The sequence below is a fragment of the Hyphomicrobium sp. MC8b genome (assembly GCF_905067615.1).
Taxonomy (GTDB): Bacteria; Pseudomonadota; Alphaproteobacteria; order Rhizobiales; family Hyphomicrobiaceae; genus Hyphomicrobium_B.
In genome coordinates this window covers 3324264-3350935 of the sequence record NZ_LR898465.1, presented here as the reverse complement: position 1 = coordinate 3350935, position 26672 = coordinate 3324264, and the positions used below count along the sequence as shown (strand labels likewise).

Here is a 26672-nt window from a genome sequence, read left to right as displayed (position 1 = left end):
CTCTTATTCCATAAGATCCAAAGGAGAGCTTCATGAACACGGGTGTCTCTGGCTTCGAAAAACTTCCCGAGATGAGCGCTATCTATCCGTTCCATGGCGACGAAATTCTTTTCACGCTCGCCATCCTCGCATTCTTTATTGCCTTCTTCATTTTCCAGATCAGCATGGAAGCAAGGCATCACAAAACGATCATCGGCAATTTCACGGCCAGCCCGGCTGAGTGACGAACTGAGATATAGACGAGCCACAGAAAGGCCTCCCTCGCGGAGGCCTTTTTATTTTTGCTATCACGGTCATGCAGGCACCGAGCGCCTTTCGAGCCCCGCCGTCCTTATGAGATTCTTATACGGATCTCCCCCCGCTCAACTCGAATTCCTATGCGCCGCGTGTCACCTAAACGCGGCCCGCAATCCCTTTCGTGCGGGCGCTGCATGCCTCGGAGTAGGAAAACGAAAATGCTGGACATCATCCTTGTAGCGGGCGGGCTGGCGCTCTTTGCCATTGCTATCGCTTACGCTTTTGCCTGCGACCGATTGTGAGGTCTCCATGACATTCGACTACGCCCTGGCCGGCATCGTCACGGCCGGCCTGCTCGCCTACCTCGTTTACGCCCTTCTGCGTCCTGAGCGGTTCTGAAAGGCCAACGCATATGACACTTATAGGTTGGATCCAGATTGCGCTCTATTGCGCGATCGTCTTGGCGCTCGTGAAGCCGCTCGGCTGGTACATGACGCGCGTTTTCTCTGGCGAGAAAACATTTCTTTCGCCAATCTTGAGCCCGGTCGAAGCCGGTCTCTATAAAATCGCGGGCGTCGACGCACGCGGCGAGCAGGATTGGCTGCGCTATACCGTCTCGATGCTGCTGTTTCATATCGGCGGCTTCGTCATTCTCTATGCCGTGCTGCGCGTGCAAGGTGCGCTGCCTTTCAATCCGCAAGGAATGACAGCGCTGGCAGCCGACCTGTCTTTCAACACCGCCATCAGCTTCATCACCAACACGAACTGGCAGAACTACGGCGGCGAGACGACGATGTCGTATCTCACGCAGATGCTTGGACTGACGCATCAGAATTTTCTGTCGGCTGCAACGGGCATCGTTCTTGCGATCGTCTTGATACGTGGCTTTGCGCGCGCATCGACAAGAAATCTCGGTAACTTCTGGGTGGATGTTACTCGCTGCACGCTCTACATCCTGCTGCCGATTTGTATCCCTTACACGTTGTTTCTCGTCTGGCAGGGTATCCCGCAGACGCTTGGCGCGTATGTCGATGCGACGACGCTCGAAGGCGCCAAACAGACGATCGCCGTCGGTCCGGTCGCCTCCCAGGTTGCCATCAAGATGCTCGGCACCAATGGCGGCGGTTTCTTCAATGCCAACGCCTCACATCCGTTCGAGAACCCGACCGCGCTCTCGAACTTCGTCCAGATGATCTCCATTTTTGCGCTCGGCGCTGCGTTGACGAACGTCTTCGGTCGCATGGTCGGCAACCAGCGCCAAGGCTGGGCCATCCTCGCCGTTATGGGCGTGCTTTTCATTGCCGGCGTTGCGGTCTGTTACTGGGCCGAAGCCAACGGCACCACCGGCCTCAACGCACTCGGCCTGACAGGTGGCAACATGGAAGGCAAGGAAACCCGCTTCGGTATCGTGGGATCGGCCTTGTTCGCAGTCATTACGACGGCCGCATCCTGCGGCGCCGTCAATGCCATGCATGACTCCTTCACGGCCCTCGGCGGAATGATCCCGCTCCTGAATATCCAACTAGGCGAAATCATCGTCGGCGGCGTCGGGGCAGGGCTTTACGGCATGTTGCTGTTCGTCGTCCTCGCAATCTTCGTTGCCGGACTTATGGTTGGCCGCACGCCCGAATATGTCGGCAAGAAGATCGAAGCGAAAGAAGTCAAGATGGCCATGCTCGCCATATTGATCCTGCCGCTGATGATCCTCGGTTGGACTGCTGTCGCGGCGGTGCTCCCATCCGCCTTAGCCTCCATCGCCAACCCCGGTCCACACGGCTTCTCTGAGATCCTGTATCTCTTCTCATCGAGCACCGGAAACAATGGCTCCGCCTTCGCAGGCATCACAGGCAACACTTTCTTCTACAATGTAACGGGCGCGATCTCGATGTTTGTTGGGCGTTTCCTGATGATCGTGCCGGCGATGGCGATCGCAGGCGCGTTGGCAGAAAAGAAGACGCTCGCACCTTCTGTCGGAACGTTCCCGACCACCGGCGGACTCTTTGTCGGCCTTGTCGTCGGCGTCATCCTGATCGTTGGCGGACTGACATTCTTTCCCGCGCTCGCACTCGGGCCCATCGTCGAGCACCTCTCGATGACGGCCGGTACGCTCTACTGATCTCTCTTTTCGGAGTTTCCAAGATGGATACGTCTATGGCGCGCAAGAAAAGCTCGGCGACGATGCTCGATCCCAAAATCGTGGTTCCGGCAATCGGTTCGGCCTTCGCGAAGCTTGATCCGCGCAAGATGATCAAAAATCCGATCATGTTCGTTCTCGAAGTCGTGACGGTCTTGACCACGATCATCTTTCTCCACGGCATGGTAACGGGCGAAGGTAACTTGGCGTTCACGTTCCAAATCATCCTGTGGCTTTGGTTCACTGTGCTTTTCGCAAACTTCGCGGAGGCCATCGCGGAAGGTCGCGGCAAGGCTCAAGCAGACTCCCTGCGTGTTCAGCGCCAGGAAACGCAAGCCAAGCTGATGACGGGATCGGGCCGCAACTACAAGCTCATTCCCGGAACCACGCTGAAAGTCGGAGACGTGGTCCTCGTCGAGCCGGGCGACACCATTCCCTCCGACGGCGAAGTCATCGAAGGCGTCGCGTCGGTCAACGAAGCCGCGATCACAGGTGAATCAGCGCCGGTCATTCGTGAGTCCGGCGGCGACAGGTCGGCAGTAACGGGCGGAACACTCGTGTTGTCGGACTGGATCGTCGTCCGCATCACGGCGGCCCAGGGTTCGACCTTCATTGATCGCATGATCAAGCTTGTCGAAGGCGCGGAACGCCAGAAAACACCCAACGAGATCGCACTCAACATTCTTCTCGCTGGCCTCACGATCATTTTCGTCTTTGCGACCGCAACGATCCCGAGCTATGCCGCTTATGCCGGCGGCACGATCTCGGTCATCGTCCTTGTCGCGCTCTTCGTTACGCTCATTCCGACGACGATCGGCGCGCTGCTTTCAGCCATCGGTATCGCCGGCATGGATCGCCTTGTGCGTTTCAACGTTCTTGCGATGTCGGGCCGAGCCGTTGAAGCCGCTGGCGACGTCGACACGCTCCTTCTCGATAAAACCGGAACGATCACGCTCGGCAACCGTCAGGCAACCGAATTCGTACCGCTGTCCGGCGTCAGCGAGTCGGAACTCGCGGATGCCGCCCAGCTCGCATCTCTGGCAGACGAGACGCCGGAAGGTCGCTCGGTGGTTATTCTCGCTAAAGACAAGCACGGCATTCGCGGTCGAGATGTCGCGGATATTAAAGCGCACTTCATTCCATTCACGGCCCAGAGCCGCATGAGCGGTGTGGAATTCGAGGGATCGTCGATCCGTAAAGGTGCCGTGGACGCTGTGTTGAAATACCTAAACGCCCCGGTCACGACGGCCTCGTCTGGCGCAACAGCACAAGTGCTTCGTCCGACAATCAGTGCTGAGGCCACACGCGAGATAAAGGCTATCACGGAAACGATCGCGAAAGCGGGCGGGACACCGCTGGCGGTCGCCAAGGACGGCCGCTTGCTCGGTGTCATCCACCTCAAAGATATCGTTAAAGGCGGGATTCGCGAGCGCTTCGCCGAGCTTCGCCGCATGGGCATTCGCACAGTGATGATCACTGGCGACAACCCAATGACGGCGGCCGCTATCGCCGCCGAAGCCGGCGTTGACGACTTTCTCGCCCAGGCGACACCGGAAGACAAATTGCGCCTCATCCGCGACGAGCAGGCAAAAGGCAAGTTGGTCGCCATGTGCGGCGACGGCACTAACGATGCGCCAGCGCTTGCACAGGCCGACGTCGGGGTCGCGATGAATACCGGAACCGTCGCTGCTCGCGAAGCCGGCAATATGGTCGATCTCGACAGCAACCCGACCAAGCTCATCGAGATCGTCGAGATCGGCAAACAGCTATTGATGACGCGCGGCGCGCTTACGACGTTCTCGATTGCGAACGACGTTGCTAAATACTTCGCGATCATTCCGGCGATGTTTGTTGCTTTCTATCCGCAGCTTAATGCGCTCAACATCATGGCGCTTGGTAGCCCGCAAAGCGCGATCCTGTCGGCGATCATCTTCAACGCTCTGATCATCATCGCGCTGATTCCGTTGGCGCTGAAGGGCGTCGCCTATCGCGCGATCGGTGCCGGACCGTTGCTCCGCCGCAACCTGCTGATTTACGGGCTCGGCGGCGTCGTCGTTCCCTTCATCGGCATCAAGGCCATCGACTTGGCCATCAACGCTCTGCATCTCGCTTGAGGTAACACGCCATGTTGAAAGAAATTCGCCCAGCCGTCGTCGTGCTGCTCGCATTGACGCTCATCACCGGCCTCGTATATCCGCTCGCTATGACCGGCATAGCCGAAGCCATCTTTCCCAAGCAATCCCAGGGCAGCTTGATCGTCCGCAACGGCAAGGTCATCGGATCCGAACTCATCGGCCAGTCGTTCATGTCCGATAAGTACTTCCATGGCCGTCCGTCCGCGACAACGGGCTCGGACCCAGCCGACCCATCGAAAACGGTAGCGCAGCCTTATAATGCCGCGAATTCGATGGGCTCGAACCTCGGCCCCACAAACAAGGCCCTGATTGATCGCGTTAAGACTGACATGGCCAAATTGAAGGCAGAGAACCCCGGAGCGGAGGTGCCGATCGAGCTGGTTACGACGTCCGCGTCGGGCCTCGACCCTGACATTTCGCCGTCTGCCGCCTATTTTCAGATGACCCGAATTGCCAAGGCCCGCAACATGCCGGAAGCGGACGTTCGCAGCCTCATTGACCGCAACATCGAAAAACCGTTCCTAGGGTTGATCGGCGAGCCCCGCGTCAATGTCCTGGCGCTCAATCTGGCTCTTGACGGCACGACGGCACAGTGAATATTGCGCGGCGCGCTGGCGCCGCGAGGAAAGTAATAAGATGGCGGACGAAAACCGCACACCCGATCATCGACCGTCGCCGGAGGCGCTCCTCGAGGTTTTGAAACGCGAGGAGCGCCAGAAGGGACGGTTGAAGATTTTTCTCGGCGCGGCTCCCGGCGTCGGCAAGACCTATGAAATGCTTCGCACCGCCCGCGCCAAGGTTAAAGAGGGCGCTGACGTCGTTGTCGGCGTCGTCGAAACCCACGGACGCAAGGAAACAAAAGCACTTCTTCGCGGTCTTGACGTTATCCCTCCGCGTCAGGTCGAATACAAAGGTCAGACGCTGGAGGAACTCGATATTGACGCCGTCATCGCGCGGCGCCCCGAGATTGCGCTGATAGACGAGCTGGCGCACACCAATGCACCGATGAGCCGTCACCCGAAACGCTATCTCGATGTCGAAGAGTTGCTCGACGAAGGCATTGACGTTTTCACCACTATCAACATCCAGCATATCGATAGCCTGAATGACGTCGTTGCCCAGATCACTGGCATACGCGTCCGCGAAACGGTGCCGGATTCGATCCTCGCCCGGGCCGACGATGTCGAGCTTGTCGACATCACGCCAGAGGATCTTATTCAGCGATTGAAGGAAGGGAAGGTCTACGTCCCGGATCAGGCGCGCCGCGCGCTTGAAAATTTCTTCTCGCCCGTCAAGCTTACCGCATTGCGCGAACTCGCTTTACGCCGCACCGCCGAACGCGTCGATGAACAGCTCGTAACCCAGCTTCGCGCCAAAGCCATGTCCGGCCCGTGGGCGGCGTGTGAGCGCGTGCTCGTGTGCGTCAACGAAGATGTGCGCTCATCCGGGCTCGTGCGCTATGCGAAACGTGCTGCCGATCGCCTGCACGCGCAGTGGACTGCGGTCACTATCGAGACGCGCCGCAGCCTCAGATTTTCCGAAGGCGAGCGTAACCGAATTGCTGAAGCGATGCGTCTCGCCGAACTTCTCGGCGGCGAAACGCTGACAATGCCCGGAAGTTCCAAGTCGATCGCCGACGATATCATCTCGTATGCGCGCGCCCACAACGTGACGCAAATCATCGTCGGTAAATCCGATCGGCCGAGATGGTTCGAAATTCTCAACGGTTCGGTGGTCCACGATCTCGTCAGGCAATCTGGAAACATCAGCGTTCACGTCATTTCCGGAGAGCAATTGCCAGCCGAGCCGGCGACAGCGCAGGCGGTTCGAACAGCAAAGGATCAACCGCCACATCGGCCGCTGAATTATCTCATCACGTTTGTAGCGATGGCTGTTGCGCTTGGCGTGGCCTGGGTGCTCAGACCATGGATAGGCGTGGAGAGCGTCGATCTTATATTCTTGACGGCGATTGTGGGCGTGGCAGCCAAGCTTGGCATCGGCCCCTCGCTTGTCGCCAGCGTGGCCGGCGCGCTGCTTTACAACTATTTCTTTCTGCCTCCGCTCTTCACATTTACCATCGCCGATGCCAAGAACGTCGCGGCGTTTCTTTGCTTCGTCGTCGTAGCGGTCGTCGTGTCGAACATCGCAGCGCGCATGCGCAGTCAGACTGTGATCGCCATGAACCGCGCCAGCACGACGGAGTCGCTGTATGGCTTCAGTCGCAAGCTTGCCGGAACCGGCACGCTTGATGATGTGCTTTGGGCAACCGTCTTTCAGATCGCCTCGATGCTGAAAGTCCGTGTCGTGCTGTTGCTGCCGGAGAATGGCTCGATTGCCGTGAAGGCGGGATATCCGCCGGAAGATATGCTTGATCCGTCCGATATCGCGGCCGCGACGTGGGCTTGGACCAACGACCGCCCGGCAGGGCGCGGCTCCGATACGCTGCCCGGGTCGCACCGCCTTTTTCTGCCGCTCCGGACCGCACGCGGTATCGTCGGGGTCGTCGGCATAGACAGCGACCGTCCCGGACCGCTGCTGACGCCGGACCAACGGCGGCTGTTCGATGCGCTCGCCAACCAGGGCGCACTCGCCATCGAGCGCGTCCACCTCGTCGAGGACGTCGAGCGCGCGAAACGCAGCATCGAGACGGAACGGCTCCGCGCAGCTCTGCTGACGTCGTTGTCTCACGATCTCAAGACGCCCCTGGCCGCTATTCTCGGCGCTGCAACGACGATGCGCGACCTGGGCGACAAGTTCGATGCCGAGGCGCAGTCGGAGTTGCTCGCTACGATCATCGATGAATCCGAACGCCTCAACCGGTTCATTGCCAACCTTCTCGATATGACGAAGCTAGAAGCCGGCGCCATCGTCGCCAAGACGGAAATTCAAGACGTTGGCGAGATTGTCGATGCAGCGCTCAAGCGCGCGAGAAAGATCCTTTCGAGACATAAGGTCCAGGCCAATCTTCCATCGGAGCCATTGAAGGTGGATGCTGATCCCGTTTTACTTGAGCAAGTGCTTTTCAATCTCCTTGACAATGCTGCAAAATACGCGCCCGGGAATACGTTGATTGAGGTCGGCGCTTGGAACGATCATGGACTCGCTGTCATTCAAATCCGAGATGAAGGGCCTGGCATCCCCGACCGTGATGTTGAAAAAATCTTCGATAAATTCTATCGCGCGAACAAGGCTGATCATGTCCGCGCCGGAACGGGGCTTGGATTGCCGATCTCCCGCGGATTTATCGAAATCATGGGCGGAACGATAACGGCGGGTAATCGGCCTGATCGCAGCGGTGCACTGCTGACCGTAACGCTTCCGGCATCCGTCCGATCAGAAACGCTGGAAAACGCCGCATGAGTGCGCCCGCTATCAAAGTTCTCGTCATCGATGATGAGCCACCAATCCGCAAACTTCTCCGCATGGGGCTTGCAACGCAAGGCTATCAGGTAATCGACGCGCCGAATGCGCGCAAAGCTCTGGAGCTGATGGCGGAGACTCCGGATATTGTCGTCCTCGATCTCGGCTTGCCGGATATGCAAGGCATGGACCTGCTGCGAGCCATCCGCGATCTGAATGAAGCCGTTCCCATCGTGGTGCTGTCGAGCCGCGCTGACGAAACCGCCAAGGTACAGGCCCTTGATTTCGGAGCCGATGACTATGTGACGAAGCCATTTGGCATCAACGAGCTTCTCGCCAGAATGCGAGCCGCACTTCGCCATCGGCTACAGATTCAGGGCGAGCGGCCCATTTTCCATGTCGGCGATCTGTCGGTCGATCTCGTGCGCCGCATTGTCAAGGTTGGCGAACGAGAGATCAAGCTATCGCCGAAGGAATACGACCTGCTGCGTCTCTTTGTTCAGCATGCGGGCAAAGTACTGACGCACAATTTCCTGTTGCGAGAGCTTTGGGATCCCTCTGCCGATTCCCAATACGTCCGCGTTTACGTCGCGCAGCTTCGGCAGAAAATCGAACCGCGTCCGAACAGCCCGGAATATATTCTGACTGAAACAGGCGTTGGCTACCGCCTCCGCGCTCCCGATTGAAGGTGGCGCGTGCGCCGAGGATTTCTCATGGCATCCTGCATTATTGACTTTCTTTCGCCGCGCGCCGTCATGCTGGACGTGCGCGTGCCGACGAAATTAGCGCTCCTTCGCACGTTGTCGGAACGGGCATCTGCGGCGACCGGGCTTCCTGCCGAGACAATCTTCGCCGAACTCAATAAACGAGAAAGTCTCGGCTCCACCGGAATGGGCGACGGCATTGCCCTTCCCCACGCAGCTTATGCCGATCTCAAGCAAACGTTCGGCCTTGTCGCGAGACTTAAGCCACCGGTCGAGTTCGAAGCGATTGATAGCAAACCGGTCGACTTGGCTTTTCTGCTTTTGACACCGGCTGGAGCAGAGAAGACGCATCTGAATGCCCTTGCCGCGGTTTCACGCCGACTGCGTAATCGCGACGTCGCAGAGAAGCTTCGCATGGCCAATAACGAGAACGCGTTTTACGACGTGCTTCGCGGTTCGGCTTAAAACGGTCGGTAAGACCGCGCCGTTAATCCGCTTTGATGCCAAGTTCGCGCGCGGCCGACACGAGGCGGACCTTGGCGGCAGCATCGCCGGAGAAGGCTTGGAGAGCTTTTGTCAACGCCGTTTTGGCCGCCTCGGTCTCGCCGAGCGTGACGCGCGAACTCATCAGACGCAACCAGCCGTTCTCATCGTTTGGGGAGGCCTCGAGTCTGGCGGTAAGCTTGTCGACCATGCCGCGGATCATGTCTTTGTTTTCTGTATTTGAAAGCTTTGCCGCCGCTGCGACGTCGTTGTCGGACGGCGACGCGACGCTGGGTGAAAATGTCTGCGGGGCGGCCTGCGCTGTGCGTGCCTCATCGAGCGCTTTCTTGAGCGTGGTATCGCCGGGCTGAAGCTTAAGGGCTGTCTCATAAGCCGTCGCCGCATCGCCTGGTCGCCCGGTATTGACATACGACCACCCGAGCATTTTCCAGCCATTGACGTCATTCGGTTGCTTTTCGAGACGAGCGATCAGTTTCGCAATCATCGTGTCGACGTCAGGCAAAGCAGTGGAAGTATTGTCCGGCGAGGCAACAGCCTTCGGCGACGCGCCAGAATTTGTATTGGCCGCGTAGGCGCGAAGATCAGCAAACGCTTGTGCCGTGTCTGGTTCAATTTTGCCGTCGGAGGCTTCCGGCGGCATCACATGCACGTCGCTACGGCTTATCACGGAAGAGCCGTCAACGCCGCTCGGGGCTTCTGCGATGTGCACAAAACAAGCCGCGGCGATCGCTACGAGAGATCCAAGGACAATGCCCGATGTGCGCGTGTCGACGTTAATCCATCGATGCGTAAGCGCAACGACCGGGCGGCGACCGTGTAGCGGCATGCGCAACAACAGAAGTACGGCGGCCAGAAGCGTGACAGCAGTCCCCACCGCGATCGATGCAAAAGCCTGGACCATATCCAACCTCGATGATCATTTGACGGAAGATTGGGATGCAAATGGGGGCCTAGCGTGGCGATGACGGCCATAGTGCCGACATCTTGGCACTACCGAGATGGATTACGCGTTGTCATGATCGGGGTGATAACGCCATTCACATGATAGTTGTGGCATGTTAGGCAGTCTTGGCGCACGCCGCTGCTGGCGTGGCAGCCTTTGCAGACATCCTTCTTCACCGCGCTGAAATTCGACGCAAAATTCTGCGGATTTTCGTGCTCGTAGCTCTTCAGATATGGCCGGTCTTTTGCGAGGTCGTGGCATGTAAGGCAGCCGCGCTTGCCCACGATGCCGAAATGCGGCTCGTGAATAAAACGCGTAAAGCGTCCGTCTTTGGAGCTTGCCGAAAGCGGAGAAAAATTGACGACGCGCCCACCATTGCGGCCGTCATCGATGCTGTGGCACTTCGTGCATGATCCCGGTGCGTCCTTATTGGTCAGGATGTTGAAAACAGCCGTAGCGGCCGTCGTGCCATCTTTCTGCGTCTTCGGACCAGTCAGGAACAGCCAAGAGTAGATGAACTTGTCTTTGTGCCCGGTGGGTCGATAGAAAATCGCGTAATCCTGCCGATACCAGCCGCCATATTCAGCCCAGCTTTCAGCATCGATATCGCTTGCAATGCTGATAATCGGCGGCGTGCTCTTTTCTGTACTCGCAGTTCCCGAGGGCGACGCTGCGTCTTGTGTTGCACTGCTTTGACCGCCGGCGATGCCTTTGTTTCGCGCCTCAAGATCGCGACTCTCCTCTTCTGAGAGAGAGAGAAGGTCGTCGGATTGGCGCGAGGCCTTTGCCGCGGGTTGAGCACGTGCGTTGACCGCGGTTTTGCTCGTCGAAACTTGCGCCATTTGCATTGTGCGTTCGCCATCGGCTGTTGGCCGGAGATCTTTCAAGCCTGCTTGCATGGCAGGCGGTAGAGGGTTGGCACGGGCCTTTTTCCTTTCCGTAGACGTTCTATCGCCATTGTCGTCGCCGTCCAAATGAGCCGCATCTGCAGAGTTCCCGGGCGCATTATTCATGATGCATTGACCGAAGACGCGTAGCAGGCACGCTGGAGGATCGCGCTTGACCTTATCCGCTGCCTGTCCCGTTTTTTCTTGATCACCGTCAGCAGGAGGCGAACGTTTGTCCATACTCGTCGCCTCGTCCTTCGCCGCGGAACGCAAAATACCGGGTGTTGAGTTGGACGCGCTCGGCGCCGGGGCATCTGGCAATGGGCCATTGGCAATCTCTCTCGCCAAATTTGGCAACCATTGCTGCTGCGCACCAATGACAACGTCCCGCGGGATGTTCGCAGTCAAATCGGCGACGAGCGTCACACTCAACTTGGCGTTGCCGTTACCGATATTAAGATCGCCAAGAACGTCTGATGCCTTTCCCGCGATCAGCGCATAGAACAGCTTTTTAATGTTCCACGCCAGATCGGTCACAGCTTTGATTTGATCGTTGTTAGCCTGTGCAAGGTCCTGCAGATTGAGGCCGTCGACCGCTCTCAACGTCGCGCGACCTTCGTCGGTTCGACCGATCATCATTTTCATGAAAGGCGTGAGTTCGGCTTCCGACGCATCCGGCCATTCGCCGATTGCCGCGTTCTTCTTTTTCAGCGTTTCGAGATCGAGACCCGGCAGCGTCAGAAATGCAACGCCTTTCGGACCGTTCACGCGGTCCTTACCGGTAATTTGTCCCAGATGACAGCCACTGCACGTTCGCTCAAAAGGAACAACAGCCATAAACCGTCTGTCGTTTTGGCTGTCGTGACACGTCGAGCAGGCGACCGGAATCTGTCGCGACGGGTCTTTTTTCTCGACGTCCCGAAAGTGTTTGTCGAAATGTGCGGCGTGGTCATAGATGATCCGTGTGCGTCGCCGGAACGGGTAGGTATCGAATGCCGGATGACCATTATCGAAGCTGTCGAATTTCACCGAATGACAGGATCGGCATTGCTCATTGGAGATCTTGTCCAGATCGAAATTGATGCCCCGGTGCTCCTGATGACAGCTTGCGCAGTTAATGCCTCCGGAAATCATCTTCTGCATCGGCAGGGCAGCGGTTTGCGCGCGCGCGGACAACGGTTGAGGGCCTACAGTTGCAATATTTACAAGCCGCAGCGTGCTCTTCCTCAGGACATCAGCTGAAGCGCCGTGAGGGTTAAAGGCGCTTTCCGGGATCTTGTGACAGGTCAGGCAAGCCTTGCTGTCGGCGGTCGATGCAAGGGCGACGATGCCATGGACCCAACTCAATTTTCCGTCGCCGCTATGGGCATGGCACGAAGAACAATTCTTGATCGCACCGTGCGCGCTGCTCAGTGGCCCCGGCATGAGAAATTGGGTTCCGGGAGACGCGATGAACGCGGCGCTAACGCCGCTGAATGTTGCGAGCGCCAGAATGCGCGCAAATCGGTCTCGCCCCAAGCTGGGAAGCGGACGCAGCTCCGTTGCTCGCCACGGCCGTAGCCGCATCACCAGGCCCCCGACGAATAGGAATAGACGACAAGGATGTGCAATGCCGACAGCACGAGGAGCGCGTAGGTGATGGGGACATGCACGAATAGCCACGCTCTTGTCAGAGCAAGATGAACGCGCGCAAAATCGAGACGATCTTTTTCAGCCGTCATTTTGCTGATCGTCGCGAGCTTGTCCTGTCGTGGGCCATCGACGTAGCGCGACAGGCGTTCGATCTCCGCCGTCAGGCGCTGGAGCGGCCGTCGCGAGCCGAAGAGATGCGACGAAAAATTGCGCGGCTCTGCGAAAAAGTGATTGAGATGGTTTGCGTAAAGATCGGTGATCCAAGCGTCATAAGGCGGAGCGGGCAGCGACAACTCCACAGCAATTTGATCTGGTGTAGAAATGAGTTCGCGCACGTCTCGCGCAAGATCAGCGCGGCGAGCGAGGATGCGCTCTAGGCTAATGTTGTCGTCGATTCCGCCCTTGGCGCGTGAGGACCACGCGAGGTAAGTGCCGAACACACCACTGAGCGTCACCGTTACGAAGCCGCTCCACAGTGCCCACTCGAATGGGGTGTCTGGCATCGAAAAATTGGAATGTGAGAGGAATGCGGCGACAAGCGCGTAGCCGACGAAGATGTGAACACCCCGCCATCTCTTGAGGAGCTTCGGCGGAAGTTTGTTCGTCTTGACAGCGGCGTGAAAGCTGAACTGCAGGCTCATGCCGGCAGCAAGCACCCAGCCATCGAGATAGCGCGGATCGCGAAGCGCACTGGCATATATCCATACCCAGGAGAAGAAGCTCGCGGACAGCACGATCAGCAGGACAAAGAGGCTCGCACGGCGGATGACTGTCCACGCCGAGCCAAGCACCCAGAACACGCTGCCGGGAACGCGTTGTGCTACCGTCTTCACGCGAGGCCACCAGATTTTCTCATTCCCACCCCCGTAGGAATCGCGCGCCGGTCGCGGCCGCGCTCCGATAACGTCAATTGACGGCTGAAGCTTTTCTCGCAGTGCCTTTGAACTGGCTTGGCTGCGGGATCATGATGTCGAGGCCGGCCATGGTGCTGCCGTCATACTTGTCGGTGATGCTGACGAGCAGCTGAGATATGCCATCGGCTGCCGCCGAGAGATCCTTCTCGTTGTTCAAGGTCAGCGCGGCCGAATGAGATAATTCCACGATCTTGGCGATTTCCGGCACGTTTGGCACTGCCGTTGCCACCGCTGCGAGCCTTCGTCGCGCTTTGTCTGCACGCTGAGCCATTTCGAGGGCATAAGCCTTTCGCACAGTCGCCTTTCCGACAGCGCGCAACGCGGTTTCAAGTTCGACGCCAAGGCCGATCAGATAAAGCATGCGTTTGCGCTCGGCATCGGCCGGAACATTTTCTTTGCCTCTTGAATACCATGTGTTGTGCAACACCTCGCCCTGCGACCAGGACACCAGCTCGAATAGGCTGCCAGCTCGATGTAGCCCTTTGTTTACGAGATCTTCTCGCGGCACGACGTGGCAGCCGTAGCAGTTCTTCGCCAGTTGATAGAGCGCATGACGTCGGATCATGCCTTTTGACTCCGCGAGCTTCCAGCGCGCCTGCGCTTCGCTTTTCGTTTCCGTCTTCGCGGTTTTACCGCTGAAGCTGCTATGGACTTTGATCCAATCCTTGGCGGCGCCATGACAGGACTCGCAGGAGATGCCGGACACGGCCGCATCGTTGTTATCCTTGCGTTGAACTGTGTAATGACAATTCACGCATAAGCTTTCCGATTTGATGCGCCGGACGTCCATCCTTTCCGCGATTTTCCTGGCTTCGGGGTTGCGCGGAAGCTCTCGGAACGTTTTGAAATGATGTGTGCCTTTCCAGGCATCGGCTTCCTGCTTGTGGCATTCGGCGCAGGCATTCGGCCCGACGATCTTCGTCGAATCCAACGCTACAGCGCGACCTATGTCGAGCGTAACGATCAATGGCAGTGCAACTAACAGACCGAACCGCACAGCATTGAAATCTGCGCTGAGCATCGACCAATTGTTACGCTTTGAAAGAAGCAATGAAATATTCCTCGCGCATGTACCGTAAGCGAGCAGCGATTGCTACCTGAAACCTCCTGGGCGGTCGTAAGCGAGTTGAAGCATGTTTCGATCGAGGGGAGAGGAGAGTCTCTCGATGGTGCGCGTGAGAGGGCTTTGCCCGCCCGCTGTGTCGGGCGCCGGCAGAAATGGGTCGGCGTAACAGGTCGCGCCAACGTCTGCCGAAACTGCCCTTACCGACTCGACCATGCCCGGTGCCCCGCAAGCGTACAAAGCATCGGTGGGCAATAAGCGTGGAAGATAGTCGGTTGGCCGACCCGGTCTGACCGCCGGAATCGATACCTGCAAGGAACTGCAGACCGGTACGACGACGACGTTCGGAAAACGCGCCAGGCGCACAAGAGCGGGGGCCATATAAAGGGAATCCAAGGTGCGGCCGCCGGCAATGACCATCATTCTTCGTGAAGGATCTTCGCGAAGCGCTGCGACGGCGATTGCCCAGATCGGCGCAAAACCAGTGTTGGTTGCCACGAGAACGATCCGGCCACCGGGATTCGGCCGGAAGTGCGCAGTTCCGAAAGGTCCTGTGAGTTTGACACGGTGCCCGATCCCGATCCGCTTGCCGAGGGATGCGCTGACGCGGCCCTTCTCGACGCGGCGGACGTGAAACCACGTGGCATCGCAGTTGTCCGATTCATTCAGAGCATGCGTGATGCTATAGGAACGGTTCGGATAGCCGCTGAACTGTACGTGCGCGTATTGGCCGGGCAGATGCGGAAGGGGACGGTCCGTTGTAATGCCGATTTCCAGGACTTCCGACGACAGCGGCCGCAATGTCCTCAAGACGCCGTTGACGGAACGAATATCAGCGGGCTGCCCGCGCTCGATTACTGCGTCGGCAACGATCAGACACTGACAGGCGTGAATGAGCCCGGGCTCAGCTCCTTCGCCACCGTGTACGTCGCCGGATACAAGCCGCACGCAGCATGTTCCGCAATGTCCGGCGCGACAGCTGTAGGGCAGGTCGATACCGTTGTTCAACGCCACATCGAGCAGACGCGCACCGCGCGGCGCCAGAAAGCTTTTGCCGTCGATCGTGATTTTGTGGCGTTTTGACATAAGTTCATCCCAGTAGGGTTGAGGTTCATGATGTCGATCTATCCCGCTGAGATCAGGCGCTGAATTTCAAGTTCATCCGCCTGCATTTTATTTCAGTAATGATCATTCGTGGTCAGACAATGGCCGCGCGAGTAATCGCACAAAAGCGGAAATGAAGACGGAATTGGAAACGAAGAAAAAGCAGTAATGAATGAGGCAATGAGAAAAATTAGATCAATGAGATGAGGCTAGGCGCGGGCCGCAGTGGCCTACTGCGAACGGGAGTGCGAAGGGCACAAAAGTTTCGATAAACAGCAGCTTGCATTGGAAATATAATCAGCAAGCTGATAGAGCGTGTTGCCGTAAGGAAGCGGGTGTCATCAGTAATTACGAAGGCGAGTAATTGTCCGAATTGAACGTTCCGGCGAGAGAATAAATTTGCGGCCATATCGCGGCCCATTTCGCGTTTCAATTAATCAGCAGGCCATCCATTCCAGACGGCTGTTCAGCGTCGTTTCGCGGGGCGATGCGAATTGAAATGATGCCCTGAAATGTACTGAGGACAGGGATAAGGCCATGACGCGATTATCAACATTCGCAATGCTCTCCGGTATGTTCGCCGGTGCCGCTCTCATATCTGCGGCACCTCCGTATAAAGCCGCAGCCGAGGAGAACAACAACGCATCAAGGCATACACAAGCCCTGCCGCGCACGCTTATGCTTGCTGAAACCGCAGGCGAGATCCGAAGGCCGGAGGCCGGCAAAGCCAAGCCTGACGGATTGGATAACAGCAAACCCGATGCGCACGGCAGTCCGAATAGCGACGAAGAGCTTTATCCGACCGCCGCGCAATGCGGCACTTGCCATAAGCAGATCTACGAAGAGTGGTCATCTTCGCAGCATGCTTATGCGTCGATCTCACCGATGTTCCACAAATTCGAGCAAAAGTTCCAAACGCTGACGCAGGGGACGGTCGGCACCTTCTGTGTGCGCTGCCATCAGCAGGTCGGCACGCAACTCGGAGAAGCGCGCGAGGCTCCGCTTTGGGCTAGAAGCCAAATCTCACGTGAAGGCGTCACTTGTATCACGTGCCACCGGGTTAAAGAACAGTACGGCAAGGTCAACGGCGAGCGTCGGGTTGAACCGGGTAAGATTTACGAACCCGTTTATGGCAGCGGCGAAAAAAGCGTCATCAAAAACGTCATAGCGAATAAGGAAACCTATTCGGTCAAGACGAGCGCAAAAGGCCGCGGCAACGACATACATAAAGGCATGATCACGAACGACCAGATCACCAAGTCGGAGTTCTGCGTCAGTTGTCATCAGGTCGCCGTGAACCTCGGCATCAAGCTCGAAATCGTGTGGGACCAATATCGCGATAGCCCGGCGCGTAAAGCAGGGATTACTTGCCAGGACTGTCACATGGGCAAAGTTCCCGGCCAGTCGAAGGGCTATGCGACGGCGCCGTCGGCGATCGTCGGCGGCAAGGAGATCAATCCAGGTCGTAAACATGCCAACCACCGTTTCATCGGACCGGGCTATTCGATCGCTCATCCGGGCATCTTCCCGCACAACGTCAAAGCCCAGGCCTACAGCATTAAGGACTGGCTGCAGTTCGATTGGCGCGCTGGCTGGGGCACGAGCAAATTCGAAGACAAAGTCGCCGACGGCAAGATCAAAGTCTCGTTTCCGAAGCGCTGGAGCGATCCAAACGATCGTGAGGACGCGCGCGAAATTATCGACGAAAATCTGAAGAAGCTCGACGCACGAGATGTTCTTCGTCGTCGGGTGATGGAGAACAGCAGCAAAGTCGATGGCCCATTCATCGAAGGCACGCCGAAGGTCGGCTCGGTTCTTGCGTTCTCCTACAAGATCAAGAACACGAACACCGGCCACAACCTGCCGTCGGGATCTCTCGGCGCACAACCGCAGCTTTGGGTGAATGTCGCGCTTGTCGATCCGGACGGTAACAATGTCTGGGAGTCAGGTTACGTCGATAGCAACGGCGATATGGCCGATCTGCATAGTCTCGACGTCGCCGCCGGCCGCATCGATACCGACCAGATGCTGGTGAATTTTCAGACCAAGTTTCTGACGACCAACGTTAAGGGCACGGACCGCGAAATGTATCTTCCGGTCAATTTCGACATTGATCCGTTGCCGCAATTACGTCCGCCGAGCATCCCGACCACCGTCCTCAATCATCCGCCGCTGGTGCGCATGGAGAACCATTCGTTGACGCCGTTGGGTGTGAGGGAAGCCAAATATGAAGTGCCAGGTAATTTGATCAGCAAGCCTGGTCGATACCGCCTTGCTTTCCGCATGCGAAGCCGCGCCGAGCCGATCTATTTCATGCGCTTTGTCGGCGCCACCAAAGATATGGAGCGGAGCATGAACGAGCGCATCATGAACTTCCACGACTTCGCGGTTGATGTCGACGTAAAGGGCTAACGCCGAGAACCGAGCGTTTCGGATTTGGATCGAAGGAATGGTCCAAAGACGCGGGTCCGAAGCCTCTCTGAATCCTCCTGCCTGCGGTGAAGCGCTGGCCGGAGGCATGAAGTGGGAGCTTCAGCATGACTTCTGCCGTAAAAGGCAACTTGCGATCTTACGCCGGGACGGCAACGGCCATCGCGGCTTTGATCGCGGGCGGCAATCTTATGATCTCAGGTTCGCCTGCAGAGACGATTCTTTCCGAGGAACGCAACGACGCGCGCGAGCGGGACGATGTCGAGGGGGCGTCCGGAAAAGAAACGTCGGAGTGGCAGCCGGAAATAAAGCGCCCCAACGAAACGATTGTTCCGAAGCAATATCTCGGCGCTGCCGTCCCCGGCGACGGTAAGGCGAATGCTCCCACGGAAACGAACTCAAAACCGCGCAAGAAAAAGACATCGACCAAGGGGGCCTTCCGTCCCGATCCCCAATACAACAAAAAGTACGATGCCAAGGGGCAGGCGGATATCTATGGCGGCAAAACCGCAGTCGAGCCGCCACGCCCGCTTTTGGAAATCGGTCGTGAGCAGTACACGTCGGGGATATACGACGAGAGCAACACGCTGTTCGGGAAATTGAACCCGCTGCTGCCGGGGCTATCCGTCTATGGCGATTGGCGAACGGCGATCGCGTACAACAAGAACAACGGCAAGGATATCGCGCAGGTCGCAACCCGCTTGAACCTCGACGTCGATTTCAAGATCACTGCAACCGAGCGAATCCATGCGTTCTTTACGCCGTTTCAGGACGGGAATGCGAAATTCACCCGCTTCGAATTCGGCGGCGTCGACGGCGATCAGAAGTTTAATGACGAAATCGATCTTGATCCGCAGACGTTGTTTTTCGAGGGTGATGTTGGGTCAATTTATTCGGGCGTGACAGGGAAATATGCTGGCTTCGATTTGCCGTTCACGGTCGGGCTCTTTCCGTTGTTCCTGCAGAACGGCATCTGGGCGAACGATGCGATCCTCGGCGGCGCCGTGACAATCCCGGCGCAGAACTCGCCCACCCTCGGCCTGTCAAACTACGATCTCACCTTCTTCGCGGCCTTCGATAACGTCGATAATGCGAGCCTTATCGATCGAAACGGCAAAGTCGATAACCACGCCGCTAATCTGTTTGGCGTTACAACTTTCATCGATGCGTACGGCGGTTATATCGAAGCGGGATACGGCTTCCTTCAAGGCAACGGAAGTCAGGAAGCCGTCGAGCAACACTTCCTAACCGCGGCTTATAGCCGGCGCTATGCCAACACCATTTCGAATTCGACCCGATTGTTCGCTAACTTTGGAGACGATGGTCGGGGAAGCGGAGATGGCTTTGCCTTCATCTCGGAAAACAGTCTGATCTCACCCTTGCCGAGCACGCTTTTGCCTTACGCGAATTTCTTCGTCGGCGTCGGCAGTCCTGAACCGCTGGTCGATGGCAATAATGCGGGTATATTGAAGAACGTCGGTATCAACTTCGAAACCGACGCGCTGACGGGTTATCCGAAACTCGACGATACCGCATCAAATACGTTCGGCGGTGCGCTTGGCGTCGAATATCTCTTCAATCTCGACCAGCAGATTGTTTTTGAAGTGGCAACCGTGCAGCCATTCGAGAACGACGGCATCGGCGTAAGAGATCCGCAATATGGCTTCGGTGTTCGATACCAAATTCCGCTCGACCGAGCGTGGCTGTTTCGCGCCGATGCGACCTATCAGATCCAGGAAGGTGGCGAGGACAACTTCGGGTTCCGCACGGAACTCCGCAGGAAATTCTAGACGCCTCGCCAAAGGAATCGAATAGCGCCCCAAAAGTTGGGGCGCGTGGTGGATGAGATGAAAGGTGATTGGCGTGAGCTATCGCGGCCGAGCGATGGCTTCGATTTCGATATCAACATCATCGTCGACCATGGCTTGGTAGTCCACCATGTTGAACGCGCTGCGCCGAATGCGGGTCTTAGCAATAAATTTGCGCGCGCCGACGTCATACTTCAGGGCGGGATCATCGTGCGGCTCAATTGTGACGTTCAGCGTCACCGGCTTTGTGATGCCATTAACGGTCACCTCGCCGGCGACCTCCGCGGAGGTTGCTGATCCGGCATGCACTTCAACGCTCTTGAACGTTATCACCGGCGACGTTGCGGCATTGAAAAAGCTCGCGCCCTTCAGCTCGCTGTCTATGAGCGTATCCCCAGTCGTAAGGCTGGAAGCCGCAATCAAAGCCTTGATTTTGCTCTTGCCGGGCTTGCCTTCGTCGTAGTCGAGAGTGCCGGAAACCTTGGTGAAGCGGCCGCGCTGTTTTGCATAGGCGATCTTGTAAATGAAGCGCACCTCGGTGCGGCGCTGATCGAATACGAAACGCGCCGCTTGCGCGATCGGAGCCGGTAACAAGTTGATCGCAAGCGCAGCACCAAACAGAACGCGCGTAAAAGTGGGCCTTTTATAACCCCGCTTCTCCAGCACATTTTGGCGCTTGCGGACACTGACAGTCCCGAAATCGCCATGAACATGATTGCCGGTCTTAGCGTTTTTCACTGCTCGCGCTCCCTCGTTTGGCCTGCGCGTCCGCGCCGCTGGGCTGCGTTAGGGCTGCCACGACCTGCGAAATCTCATCTCGAGCCGCCAGGGCTTTGATCGCAATGATCCATGCTACGGACAGAGGCTGCCTCGTCAAAATGCAAAGTTTATGAGGCTGGTAGCGACGCGCCGACGTGGTCCGATCAGCTCTGCGCTGAGCAATCAAATTTCATTGCAGTGATTTTGACGCCGGTGCCAAACACGCCGTAAGGAAAGAGTTGCGGCGGCGCCAATTTTTTAGCGCCGACGCCATTCGCAATGAAGTTAAGAAAAAGGTCATCAAAGGCGTCAATGGGGAATCTGGTTCTGTTCCTGCTTGACGATCGACTCATCGTTTCCCTGAGAGGCATTGGGATCGACGTCGGGCTTGGCGGAATCGCCGATCTGCTCATCCTCCTGCTTCACAATTGAGGAGTCTCCGCCCGTGGAGGCGTTCGGATCCACGTCGGGACGAGCTGAATCGCCGACTTGATCGTGCTCCAATTTGTTAAGTTCTCCCGCTCTCAAATCCGATACATAGGCCGTCGCAACGACGGTCGAAGCTATGAACAGCATCAAAACTTTTTTGGACATCGGAGCTTTATCCTTCAATGGCGCTGAATTCATTGGGCAGTATTCGAGAAAGGATAGGGGACAGACCGAGCAACGCTCGGAGGCGGCATCGACGCCGTTCGCGAAATATGCAATTTTGTCCGATGACGGTCTTTTAGTTTCGCGCTTTTTTTAAAAAAGCCTAAATGGCATGTAAACGCCGTCGTCACAATCGATGCTTTGATGCGGCGCGGCAGAGTTTTCTCGACGGTGTCGAGCGCTCCTTGACCGAAGGCACGATGCCGGCTGATACTACGGCGTGGATTCTCATCAGCCGCCCTCACGACAAACCAACTCCCGTTCCCAGACTGCGATGCTGGGGGTGTGCGCCGCTATTCTCTCGTGCGCGGCGCTATATGTGGCCGAGACGATCTTCGCGCCGCTCGCTTTCGCGCTCTTCATCATCGCCATCACCTGGCCGTTGCAGAGGTTGCTGCAAGCCAGAATGGCCCGGCTCGTCGCAGTTGCAATAACAACAGCTGCGATCATCATCGTGATCGTCGCTTTTGCCATGTTGCTTGCCTGGGCCGCGGGGCGCGTGGGGCAATTTATCGTGAACGACGCAGCCCGCCTGCAGGCTCTCTATGGTTCGCTGACGTCGTGGCTGGAAGGTCATGGTGTCGAGTTGGCCGGGCTATGGGCGAGTTATTTCCGTGGCGATCAATTGTTGCGCCTGGCCCAGGAAGTCACCACACGCCTCAATACTGCGCTCAGCTTCCTGATTGTCGTCTTCATTTATGTGCTGCTCGGATTGCTCGAAGTTGACGACGCATGCGCAAGACTTCGTGCGTGGCGACAAGGAAGCCTTGGCACAGTTCTACTGACCGGAGGAGCGAACGCCGCCACCAAGCTTCGTCACTATATGCTCGTCCGCACACAGATGAGCGCGATCACTGGCCTTTTGGTATGTATGTTCGCGTGGCTTGCGGGGCTGCCGCTGGCGCTCGAATGGGGTGTGATCGCATTCGCCCTGAACTTCATACCTTTCATCGGCCCATTTATCGCGACCATGTTTCCGACCGTGTTTGCCGTCGCGCAATTTGCATCGTGGCCCGCGGCCGTCGCCATTTTCGCGTGTCTCAACGTCATCCAGTTTGTGGTCGGAAGTTATCTGGAACCGCGGTTCATCGGGAACGCATTGTCGATATCGCCTTTCATCGTCCTATTTTCAGTCTTCTTCTGGACGTTCCTCTGGGGGCTTCCCGGAGCCTTCATCGGCGTACCGATCGTCATAGTGCTTCTTTCGCTGTGTGAGGTTCATTCGTCGACGCATTGGATTGCGGATCTTTTCGGCGCACCGCCGCTGCGGGGGGCTGGGACACAGGATTGAGGGCGCCAGAAAGAACAACGCGCTCCGGCGTGAAGAGGGTAAATCGCCCGTCCGGTCCCCCGCCGAGCGTATGGATATAAAAATAGGTATCTTTATCGTCGGTCACGTCCATCACTGGCGACGGAGCAGAGACGATCGTCAGCTCGCCACAGCGCCCGATCCAATCGATATGACGATGGCCGTGCATGACGATGATCTTCTTCCCATGTCGTTGCATCCGACGAACGAACCAGCTGCCATTGATCAGAGCCGTGCCAATCCGCTCCGAAAGCGCCTTCGAGGCTTTGGGATACTCGACGACGTGATGATGAAGCGCAACGATCCAGTAGGCATTGGGAAATTGTGCGAAGACCTTGTCGGCGGCATGTATTTGCTCGGTGGTCACAAGGCCGAGCGCATTCGTGAACGAGAAATGGGTCTCGGCATTCGAATCCATCAGGATGACGCCGAGCCCGTCCGGCGTCTGCGGCGGCAGAATCATCGGAAAGCTTTGCGCCCAAACGTTTGCGAGGCGCCATGATAGGCGCATGGCGCCGCTATCGGCAAATTCTGCAATTTGCTCTTCCAAAGGCTCAAGCGACTTTTGCAAGCTCGCGCCGGACTGATCGCTCTCGTCATCGAAAATGCGGACACGCTTGCCTTGCACCTCGGTTATGGCGGCAAGCGCCCGAACTTCGCGCAATCGCATCTTGGGACTGAGAGGCAAATCGAGTCGCGCAGGATTTGCTCTGTCGACGACATTGAGATCATGATTTCCCGGAAGTATCACGGTGAGTTCTGACAGCCGCGGATAGTACGTTATGGCATCAAGAAATTCCGCCCATTCGGTCGAGCGTCCGGCGTCTGTGATATCGCCGGTGATCACGATCAAATCGAGTGGTGTCCGTGCGTGAATGGCGTCGAGCTTCGCCAAAAGCTGCATAAGGCGATTATTGCCGCGTGGCCCGGAGCGTCCTCCTTCTATGCGAAAGCCATATCTCTCGCCGACGGTATGAATGTCGGAAAGGTGCACGACGCGCCAAAGCTTTTCTGCTGAAGCTGAGGCAGGGCCCGGAGAAAAATCCTGCGGTTGCGTCATGAGGGTATCAGCCAGACCCCAAGTCAATGCCGCAGCCGCGAGATATGCCGTGACGATGGCGAGGCTGTTGCAAAGCGCGATGCCTATCAGTCTCGTTGGCAATGAAAGATCGCTGACGGAGCCCGTCCACCTCGTGTGCGGCCACACGAGCGTAAAGACCCAGATCGCAAATGCGCAAATTAGGACGCCGGCTACAGTAGCGCTCATTGCGCGCACGCGGCCGCGGCTTCGCTGGTCAGCGCTGGCGGTCATGAAGCGCTCGGCGAATTGACGGACCGCTTCCCGCACAATCGCGTAAGCCGGCTGCACCGCGAGTGCGTTCAGTGACCAGAAATTCGTCTCGACGAATCGCCATAATGGCTTGCCGCCAAACCATCCGATCGCAAGCAGGGCGAGCAACGCGATCGGCGCGAAGAGACCGGTATAAAGCGCGGCCGTCTTCGACGAGACTGTTCCGATCCATATCGAGACGAGAACCGGCGCTGCTCCGAGCATGATCGCAGGAACGACGATCAACGCGATCCAGGCCGCAAGTAACTTTGGCAAACTGATTTCCGAGAGAAGCGTTCCGGCAAGGGATAACAATGTTCGTCGTTTCGTGCTCGATCCGTCGTCTTCGGCGTCGCCGTTCCGCGGGTCGATGATCGACTGCATGGTCGCTTCTTTCTGACGAGGTGGCAAAGCCACGAGACTTGCAACACTTAAGGCAAGCAGGCCGAAGTGTCAGCTCCGGCCTCCATGCGCTTTCCTCCCTCTATCAGAGATAGTGATCGACTGCTTGTGGCCACTACAGAATAAACGATAAAAGGCGCCCCAGATGAAGGCTCCATGCGAACCTTCGCCCTGGGTGCCAAATGCCGCCTCCCGCGCAGCGTTCGTCAGCCGAGTGCGGCGCTGTTCTCCTGACGCACCCGGCTTCCGAAGAAGATCCACCAAATGCCATGAGACAGGAGATCGATGCCGACCAGAAGTCCCAAGACCCACAGGCCACTAAATGGCCATTTGGCGAGAATGACGAGGCCTGCCACGATGCCGATGATCCCGGAAATCAGCAGTAGTGGGCCGAACAAAGCCCAATACTGAAACGACTGGACGATCCGAACGCATCCCGAAGCGATCAGAGATAGCGCGAATACTAAGGTCAGGATAACCGAAGCACGTGCAGGGTCCGTGATCAGCATTATTCCGCAGACGCCGTAAAGAAATCCGACAAGCAATCTCAAGATGAAGCCGCGCCAATGCTGTGTCGAAAACGCTTGGAATATTTCCGATATGCCTGCCACCAGCAGCAATATGCCAATGAGCATCGTACTGATTACCGTCGCAGCGACGACGTCTCCCAGGACGAAGATGCCAGCGAAGACGAAAATGGCTCCGACCAGAATAGCGCCCCACCAACTGGGGTCCGAGGCCTCTGTAGGTCTCGCAGAAACAGGACTGGCGGTCATGACGAACCTCTCAATCTATCGAACGAGGAACGGGAAATGCTGATCCATGAGTAGCGCCAAAGAGTGCGCGCCGACCGTTGGATCATAAGCGGCACGTGAAATGTTTAATGGCGCCATCGCCCAGCATATGACGTGCGCTTGCGGACATCTGATCGTCTGCGATAGATGGCGTCGCTATGAAAGACAGAAGAATTTACCGGCGAAGCGGCCGCGAGGAGAGACTGCATGATACGGACTCCTTGGTTTGCTTGTTAGCTGCCAAGTGTCCCCCGTCTCCCACCATTATAGAGAGCGCGCCGAGGAACTGTCTTCTCTTTTGTTTCTCAATTGATTGTCTTGATGAATTCCTGATCACATGCCGCCAATTCGTAGGCGGGGAAAGCAAGGCGCCTGAAGCGGGTGATTGGATCGGGGGGCTGCCGCGTTATCGTTAAATCCCGAGTCGTAATGAGACGCGCCTCGACCGCATCCGTTCGACTGAACGTTGACCTCCATCAAGGCCGAAAAGAGCGCGAGCAACCAGAACTCCGATGAGCTCAACGGAGAAGACAGATGGCTGCAGCTTTAAGACACTTCGTCGACACACAGGACTTCTCGCGCGAGGAGCTGCTGCGGATCATGGACCTTGTCCGCCTTCTTAAGGAAGCTGACAAGGCAGGCGCATGCCCGCGGCTCCTTCAAGGTGCGTCGCTGGGCATGATCTTCGAAGAGCCATCGACACGCACGCGTGTTTCGTTCGAAGTCGCGATGACCAAGCTTGGTGGTCACGCTCTCTATTTGAGACCGGGAGAGATCCACCTCGGCAAGCGCGAGAGCATCCGCGATACGGCAGAGGTGATCAGTCGTATGGTCGACGTGATTGAAGCGCGAACGCTCAAGCACAAGACGGTTCTCGATCTCGTGGCAAATTCGACCGTGCCGGTCATGAATGGCTTGACGGACTACAACCATCCGACCCAGGTCGTGTGTGACGTCTTCACGATGATGGAGCACAAGCTTCCGGATAAGTCGCTGACCGACGTCCATGTGACGTTCCTCGGTGATGCGACCAACGTTTGCTCCTCGCTGATGATGATTTGCACGCAGATGGGCATGCATTTCACGCACGCTGCACCTGTGCGTTATCAGGCCCCGAAGGCCTGGCAGGATATCGCCCGCGCCAATATCGCGAAGTCCGGCGGCACCCTTACTGTTACAGATGACGTTAATGCAGCGGTTAAAGACGCCGACTTCATCTATACGGATCTCTGGTGGTGGATCGGACAGGAAGCTGAAATTCCTGATCGCGAACGGGCTTTCATGCCGAAGTATCAGGTCAACGAGAGCCTGCTCGCGCGTGCGCCCGCGCACGCCAAGTTTATGCACTGTTTGCCGGCATCACGTGGTGTCGAGGTGACAGATGCCGTCATGGATGGACCTCAATCAATTATCTACGACCAATCTGAAAATCGGCTCCATACCGAGAAGGCCCTGCTGGCCTACTTCGTCTATCCGCGCCTGAAGATCGCGGATCCAAGCGCTATCGCGCGGTATCGGAGCGCGGTCGATGACTTCCACATGCGTGCAACCGAACTCGTCAGTTAAAAACAT

At 57.2% G+C, this 26672-nt stretch carries 22 protein-coding genes; 13 read left to right on the top strand and 9 right to left on the bottom strand.

The window, feature by feature from the left end; genetic code table 11:
- Nucleotides 1-32: 32 nt before the first annotated feature.
- The 8 genes from ACLB1Z_RS16210 to ACLB1Z_RS16175 all read left to right on the top strand — a co-directional run bounded on the left by ACLB1Z_RS16210 (nucleotide 33) and on the right by ACLB1Z_RS16175 (nucleotide 9035).
- Nucleotides 33-224 carry a hypothetical protein gene (locus ACLB1Z_RS16210; protein WP_013948718.1) on the top strand — a complete coding sequence of 64 codons (192 nt, stop codon included), beginning with the start codon at nucleotides 33-35 and terminating at the stop codon, nucleotides 222-224.
- A 322-nt stretch (nucleotides 225-546) separates the two neighbouring features.
- Nucleotides 547-636, top strand: a complete 90-nt coding sequence (locus ACLB1Z_RS16205; RefSeq protein ID WP_035575846.1) for a K(+)-transporting ATPase subunit F — start codon at nucleotides 547-549, stop codon at nucleotides 634-636.
- Between the two features lie 13 nt (nucleotides 637-649).
- Nucleotides 650-2353 carry a potassium-transporting ATPase subunit KdpA gene (kdpA, locus tag ACLB1Z_RS16200; protein ID WP_409560759.1) on the top strand — a complete coding sequence of 568 codons (1704 nt, stop codon included), beginning with the start codon at nucleotides 650-652 and terminating at the stop codon, nucleotides 2351-2353.
- A gap of 23 nt (nucleotides 2354-2376) precedes the next feature.
- Nucleotides 2377-4485, top strand: a complete 2109-nt coding sequence (gene kdpB / locus ACLB1Z_RS16195; RefSeq protein ID WP_409560758.1) for a potassium-transporting ATPase subunit KdpB — start codon at nucleotides 2377-2379, stop codon at nucleotides 4483-4485.
- A gap of 11 nt (nucleotides 4486-4496) precedes the next feature.
- Entirely contained in the window at nucleotides 4497-5102 is a 606-nt protein-coding gene (locus ACLB1Z_RS16190; RefSeq protein WP_409560757.1) for a K(+)-transporting ATPase subunit C, read from the top strand.
- A 40-nt stretch (nucleotides 5103-5142) separates the two neighbouring features.
- Entirely contained in the window at nucleotides 5143-7866 is a 2724-nt protein-coding gene (locus tag ACLB1Z_RS16185; RefSeq protein ID WP_409560756.1) for a DUF4118 domain-containing protein, read from the top strand.
- Complete coding sequence (locus ACLB1Z_RS16180) at nucleotides 7863-8552, top strand: response regulator (protein ID WP_409560755.1); 690 nt, start codon at nucleotides 7863-7865, stop codon at nucleotides 8550-8552. The genes ACLB1Z_RS16185 and ACLB1Z_RS16180 overlap by 4 nt, the downstream gene beginning before the upstream one ends.
- A 27-nt stretch (nucleotides 8553-8579) precedes the next feature.
- Complete coding sequence (locus ACLB1Z_RS16175) at nucleotides 8580-9035, top strand: PTS sugar transporter subunit IIA (protein ID WP_409560754.1); 456 nt, start codon at nucleotides 8580-8582, stop codon at nucleotides 9033-9035.
- Nucleotides 9036-9057: 22 nt separating this feature from the next.
- Here ACLB1Z_RS16175 and ACLB1Z_RS16170 read toward each other — a convergent pair whose 3' ends face one another.
- Complete coding sequence (locus ACLB1Z_RS16170; protein ID WP_409560753.1) at nucleotides 9058-9975, bottom strand: tetratricopeptide repeat protein; 918 nt, start codon at nucleotides 9973-9975, stop codon at nucleotides 9058-9060.
- Nucleotides 9976-10064: 89 nt separating this feature from the next.
- Nucleotides 10065-11672, bottom strand: coding sequence for a hypothetical protein (locus ACLB1Z_RS16165; protein WP_409560752.1), 1608 nt, complete (start codon nucleotides 11670-11672; stop codon nucleotides 10065-10067).
- A gap of 27 nt (nucleotides 11673-11699) precedes the next feature.
- Here ACLB1Z_RS16165 and ACLB1Z_RS16160 point away from each other — a divergent pair, with 27 nt between their 5' ends.
- Nucleotides 11700-12146, top strand: coding sequence for a hypothetical protein (locus ACLB1Z_RS16160; protein ID WP_409560751.1), 447 nt, complete (start codon nucleotides 11700-11702; stop codon nucleotides 12144-12146).
- 323 nt (nucleotides 12147-12469) lie between these two features.
- Here ACLB1Z_RS16160 and ACLB1Z_RS16155 read toward each other — a convergent pair whose 3' ends face one another.
- The 3 genes from ACLB1Z_RS16155 to ACLB1Z_RS16145 form a co-directional block, all read right to left on the bottom strand.
- Entirely contained in the window at nucleotides 12470-13369 is a 900-nt protein-coding gene (locus ACLB1Z_RS16155) for a hypothetical protein (protein WP_409560750.1), read from the bottom strand.
- Between the two features lie 73 nt (nucleotides 13370-13442).
- The gene (locus tag ACLB1Z_RS16150; RefSeq protein ID WP_409560749.1) at nucleotides 13443-14471 is read right to left on the bottom strand and encodes a cytochrome c family protein; all 1029 of its coding nucleotides are present in this window, start codon (nucleotides 14469-14471) and stop codon (nucleotides 13443-13445) included.
- Nucleotides 14472-14543: 72 nt separating this feature from the next.
- Nucleotides 14544-15599 (bottom strand): 2Fe-2S iron-sulfur cluster-binding protein, encoded by a 1056-nt coding sequence (locus ACLB1Z_RS16145; protein WP_409560748.1) that lies wholly within the window; start codon nucleotides 15597-15599, stop codon nucleotides 14544-14546.
- Nucleotides 15600-16154: 555 nt separating this feature from the next.
- Here ACLB1Z_RS16145 and ACLB1Z_RS16140 point away from each other — a divergent pair.
- Together ACLB1Z_RS16140 and ACLB1Z_RS16135 are read left to right on the top strand one after the other, a co-directional pair.
- Complete coding sequence (locus ACLB1Z_RS16140; protein ID WP_409560747.1) at nucleotides 16155-18029, top strand: multiheme c-type cytochrome; 1875 nt, start codon at nucleotides 16155-16157, stop codon at nucleotides 18027-18029.
- Nucleotides 18030-18154: 125 nt separating this feature from the next.
- Nucleotides 18155-19837 carry a hypothetical protein gene (locus ACLB1Z_RS16135; RefSeq protein WP_409560746.1) on the top strand — a complete coding sequence of 561 codons (1683 nt, stop codon included), beginning with the start codon at nucleotides 18155-18157 and terminating at the stop codon, nucleotides 19835-19837.
- Between the two features lie 78 nt (nucleotides 19838-19915).
- Here the strand turns inward: ACLB1Z_RS16135 and ACLB1Z_RS16130 are convergent, their stop codons facing one another.
- Nucleotides 19916-20593: a YceI family protein gene (locus ACLB1Z_RS16130; RefSeq protein ID WP_409560745.1), complete on the bottom strand. Its 678-nt coding sequence runs from the start codon at nucleotides 20591-20593 to the stop codon at nucleotides 19916-19918.
- A gap of 330 nt (nucleotides 20594-20923) precedes the next feature.
- Nucleotides 20924-21208 (bottom strand): hypothetical protein, encoded by a 285-nt coding sequence (locus ACLB1Z_RS16125; protein WP_409560744.1) that lies wholly within the window; start codon nucleotides 21206-21208, stop codon nucleotides 20924-20926.
- A 376-nt stretch (nucleotides 21209-21584) separates the two neighbouring features.
- Between ACLB1Z_RS16125 and ACLB1Z_RS16120 the strand changes: the two genes are divergently transcribed.
- Nucleotides 21585-22556: an AI-2E family transporter gene (locus ACLB1Z_RS16120; RefSeq protein WP_409560743.1), complete on the top strand. Its 972-nt coding sequence runs from the start codon at nucleotides 21585-21587 to the stop codon at nucleotides 22554-22556.
- Here ACLB1Z_RS16120 and ACLB1Z_RS16115 read toward each other — a convergent pair.
- Both ACLB1Z_RS16115 and ACLB1Z_RS16110 read right to left on the bottom strand, forming a co-directional pair.
- Nucleotides 22456-24288, bottom strand: coding sequence for a metallophosphoesterase family protein (locus ACLB1Z_RS16115; protein WP_409560742.1), 1833 nt, complete (start codon nucleotides 24286-24288; stop codon nucleotides 22456-22458). The two genes, ACLB1Z_RS16120 and ACLB1Z_RS16115, sit on opposite strands and share 101 nt — an antisense overlap.
- Before the next feature lie 224 nt (nucleotides 24289-24512).
- Nucleotides 24513-25082, bottom strand: a complete 570-nt coding sequence (locus ACLB1Z_RS16110; RefSeq protein WP_409560741.1) for an HdeD family acid-resistance protein — start codon at nucleotides 25080-25082, stop codon at nucleotides 24513-24515.
- A 552-nt stretch (nucleotides 25083-25634) separates the two neighbouring features.
- Here ACLB1Z_RS16110 and ptcA point away from each other — a divergent pair.
- Nucleotides 25635-26666, top strand: a complete 1032-nt coding sequence (gene ptcA / locus ACLB1Z_RS16105; RefSeq protein WP_409560740.1) for a putrescine carbamoyltransferase — start codon at nucleotides 25635-25637, stop codon at nucleotides 26664-26666.
- The last annotated feature ends 6 nt before the right edge of the window (nucleotides 26667-26672 follow it).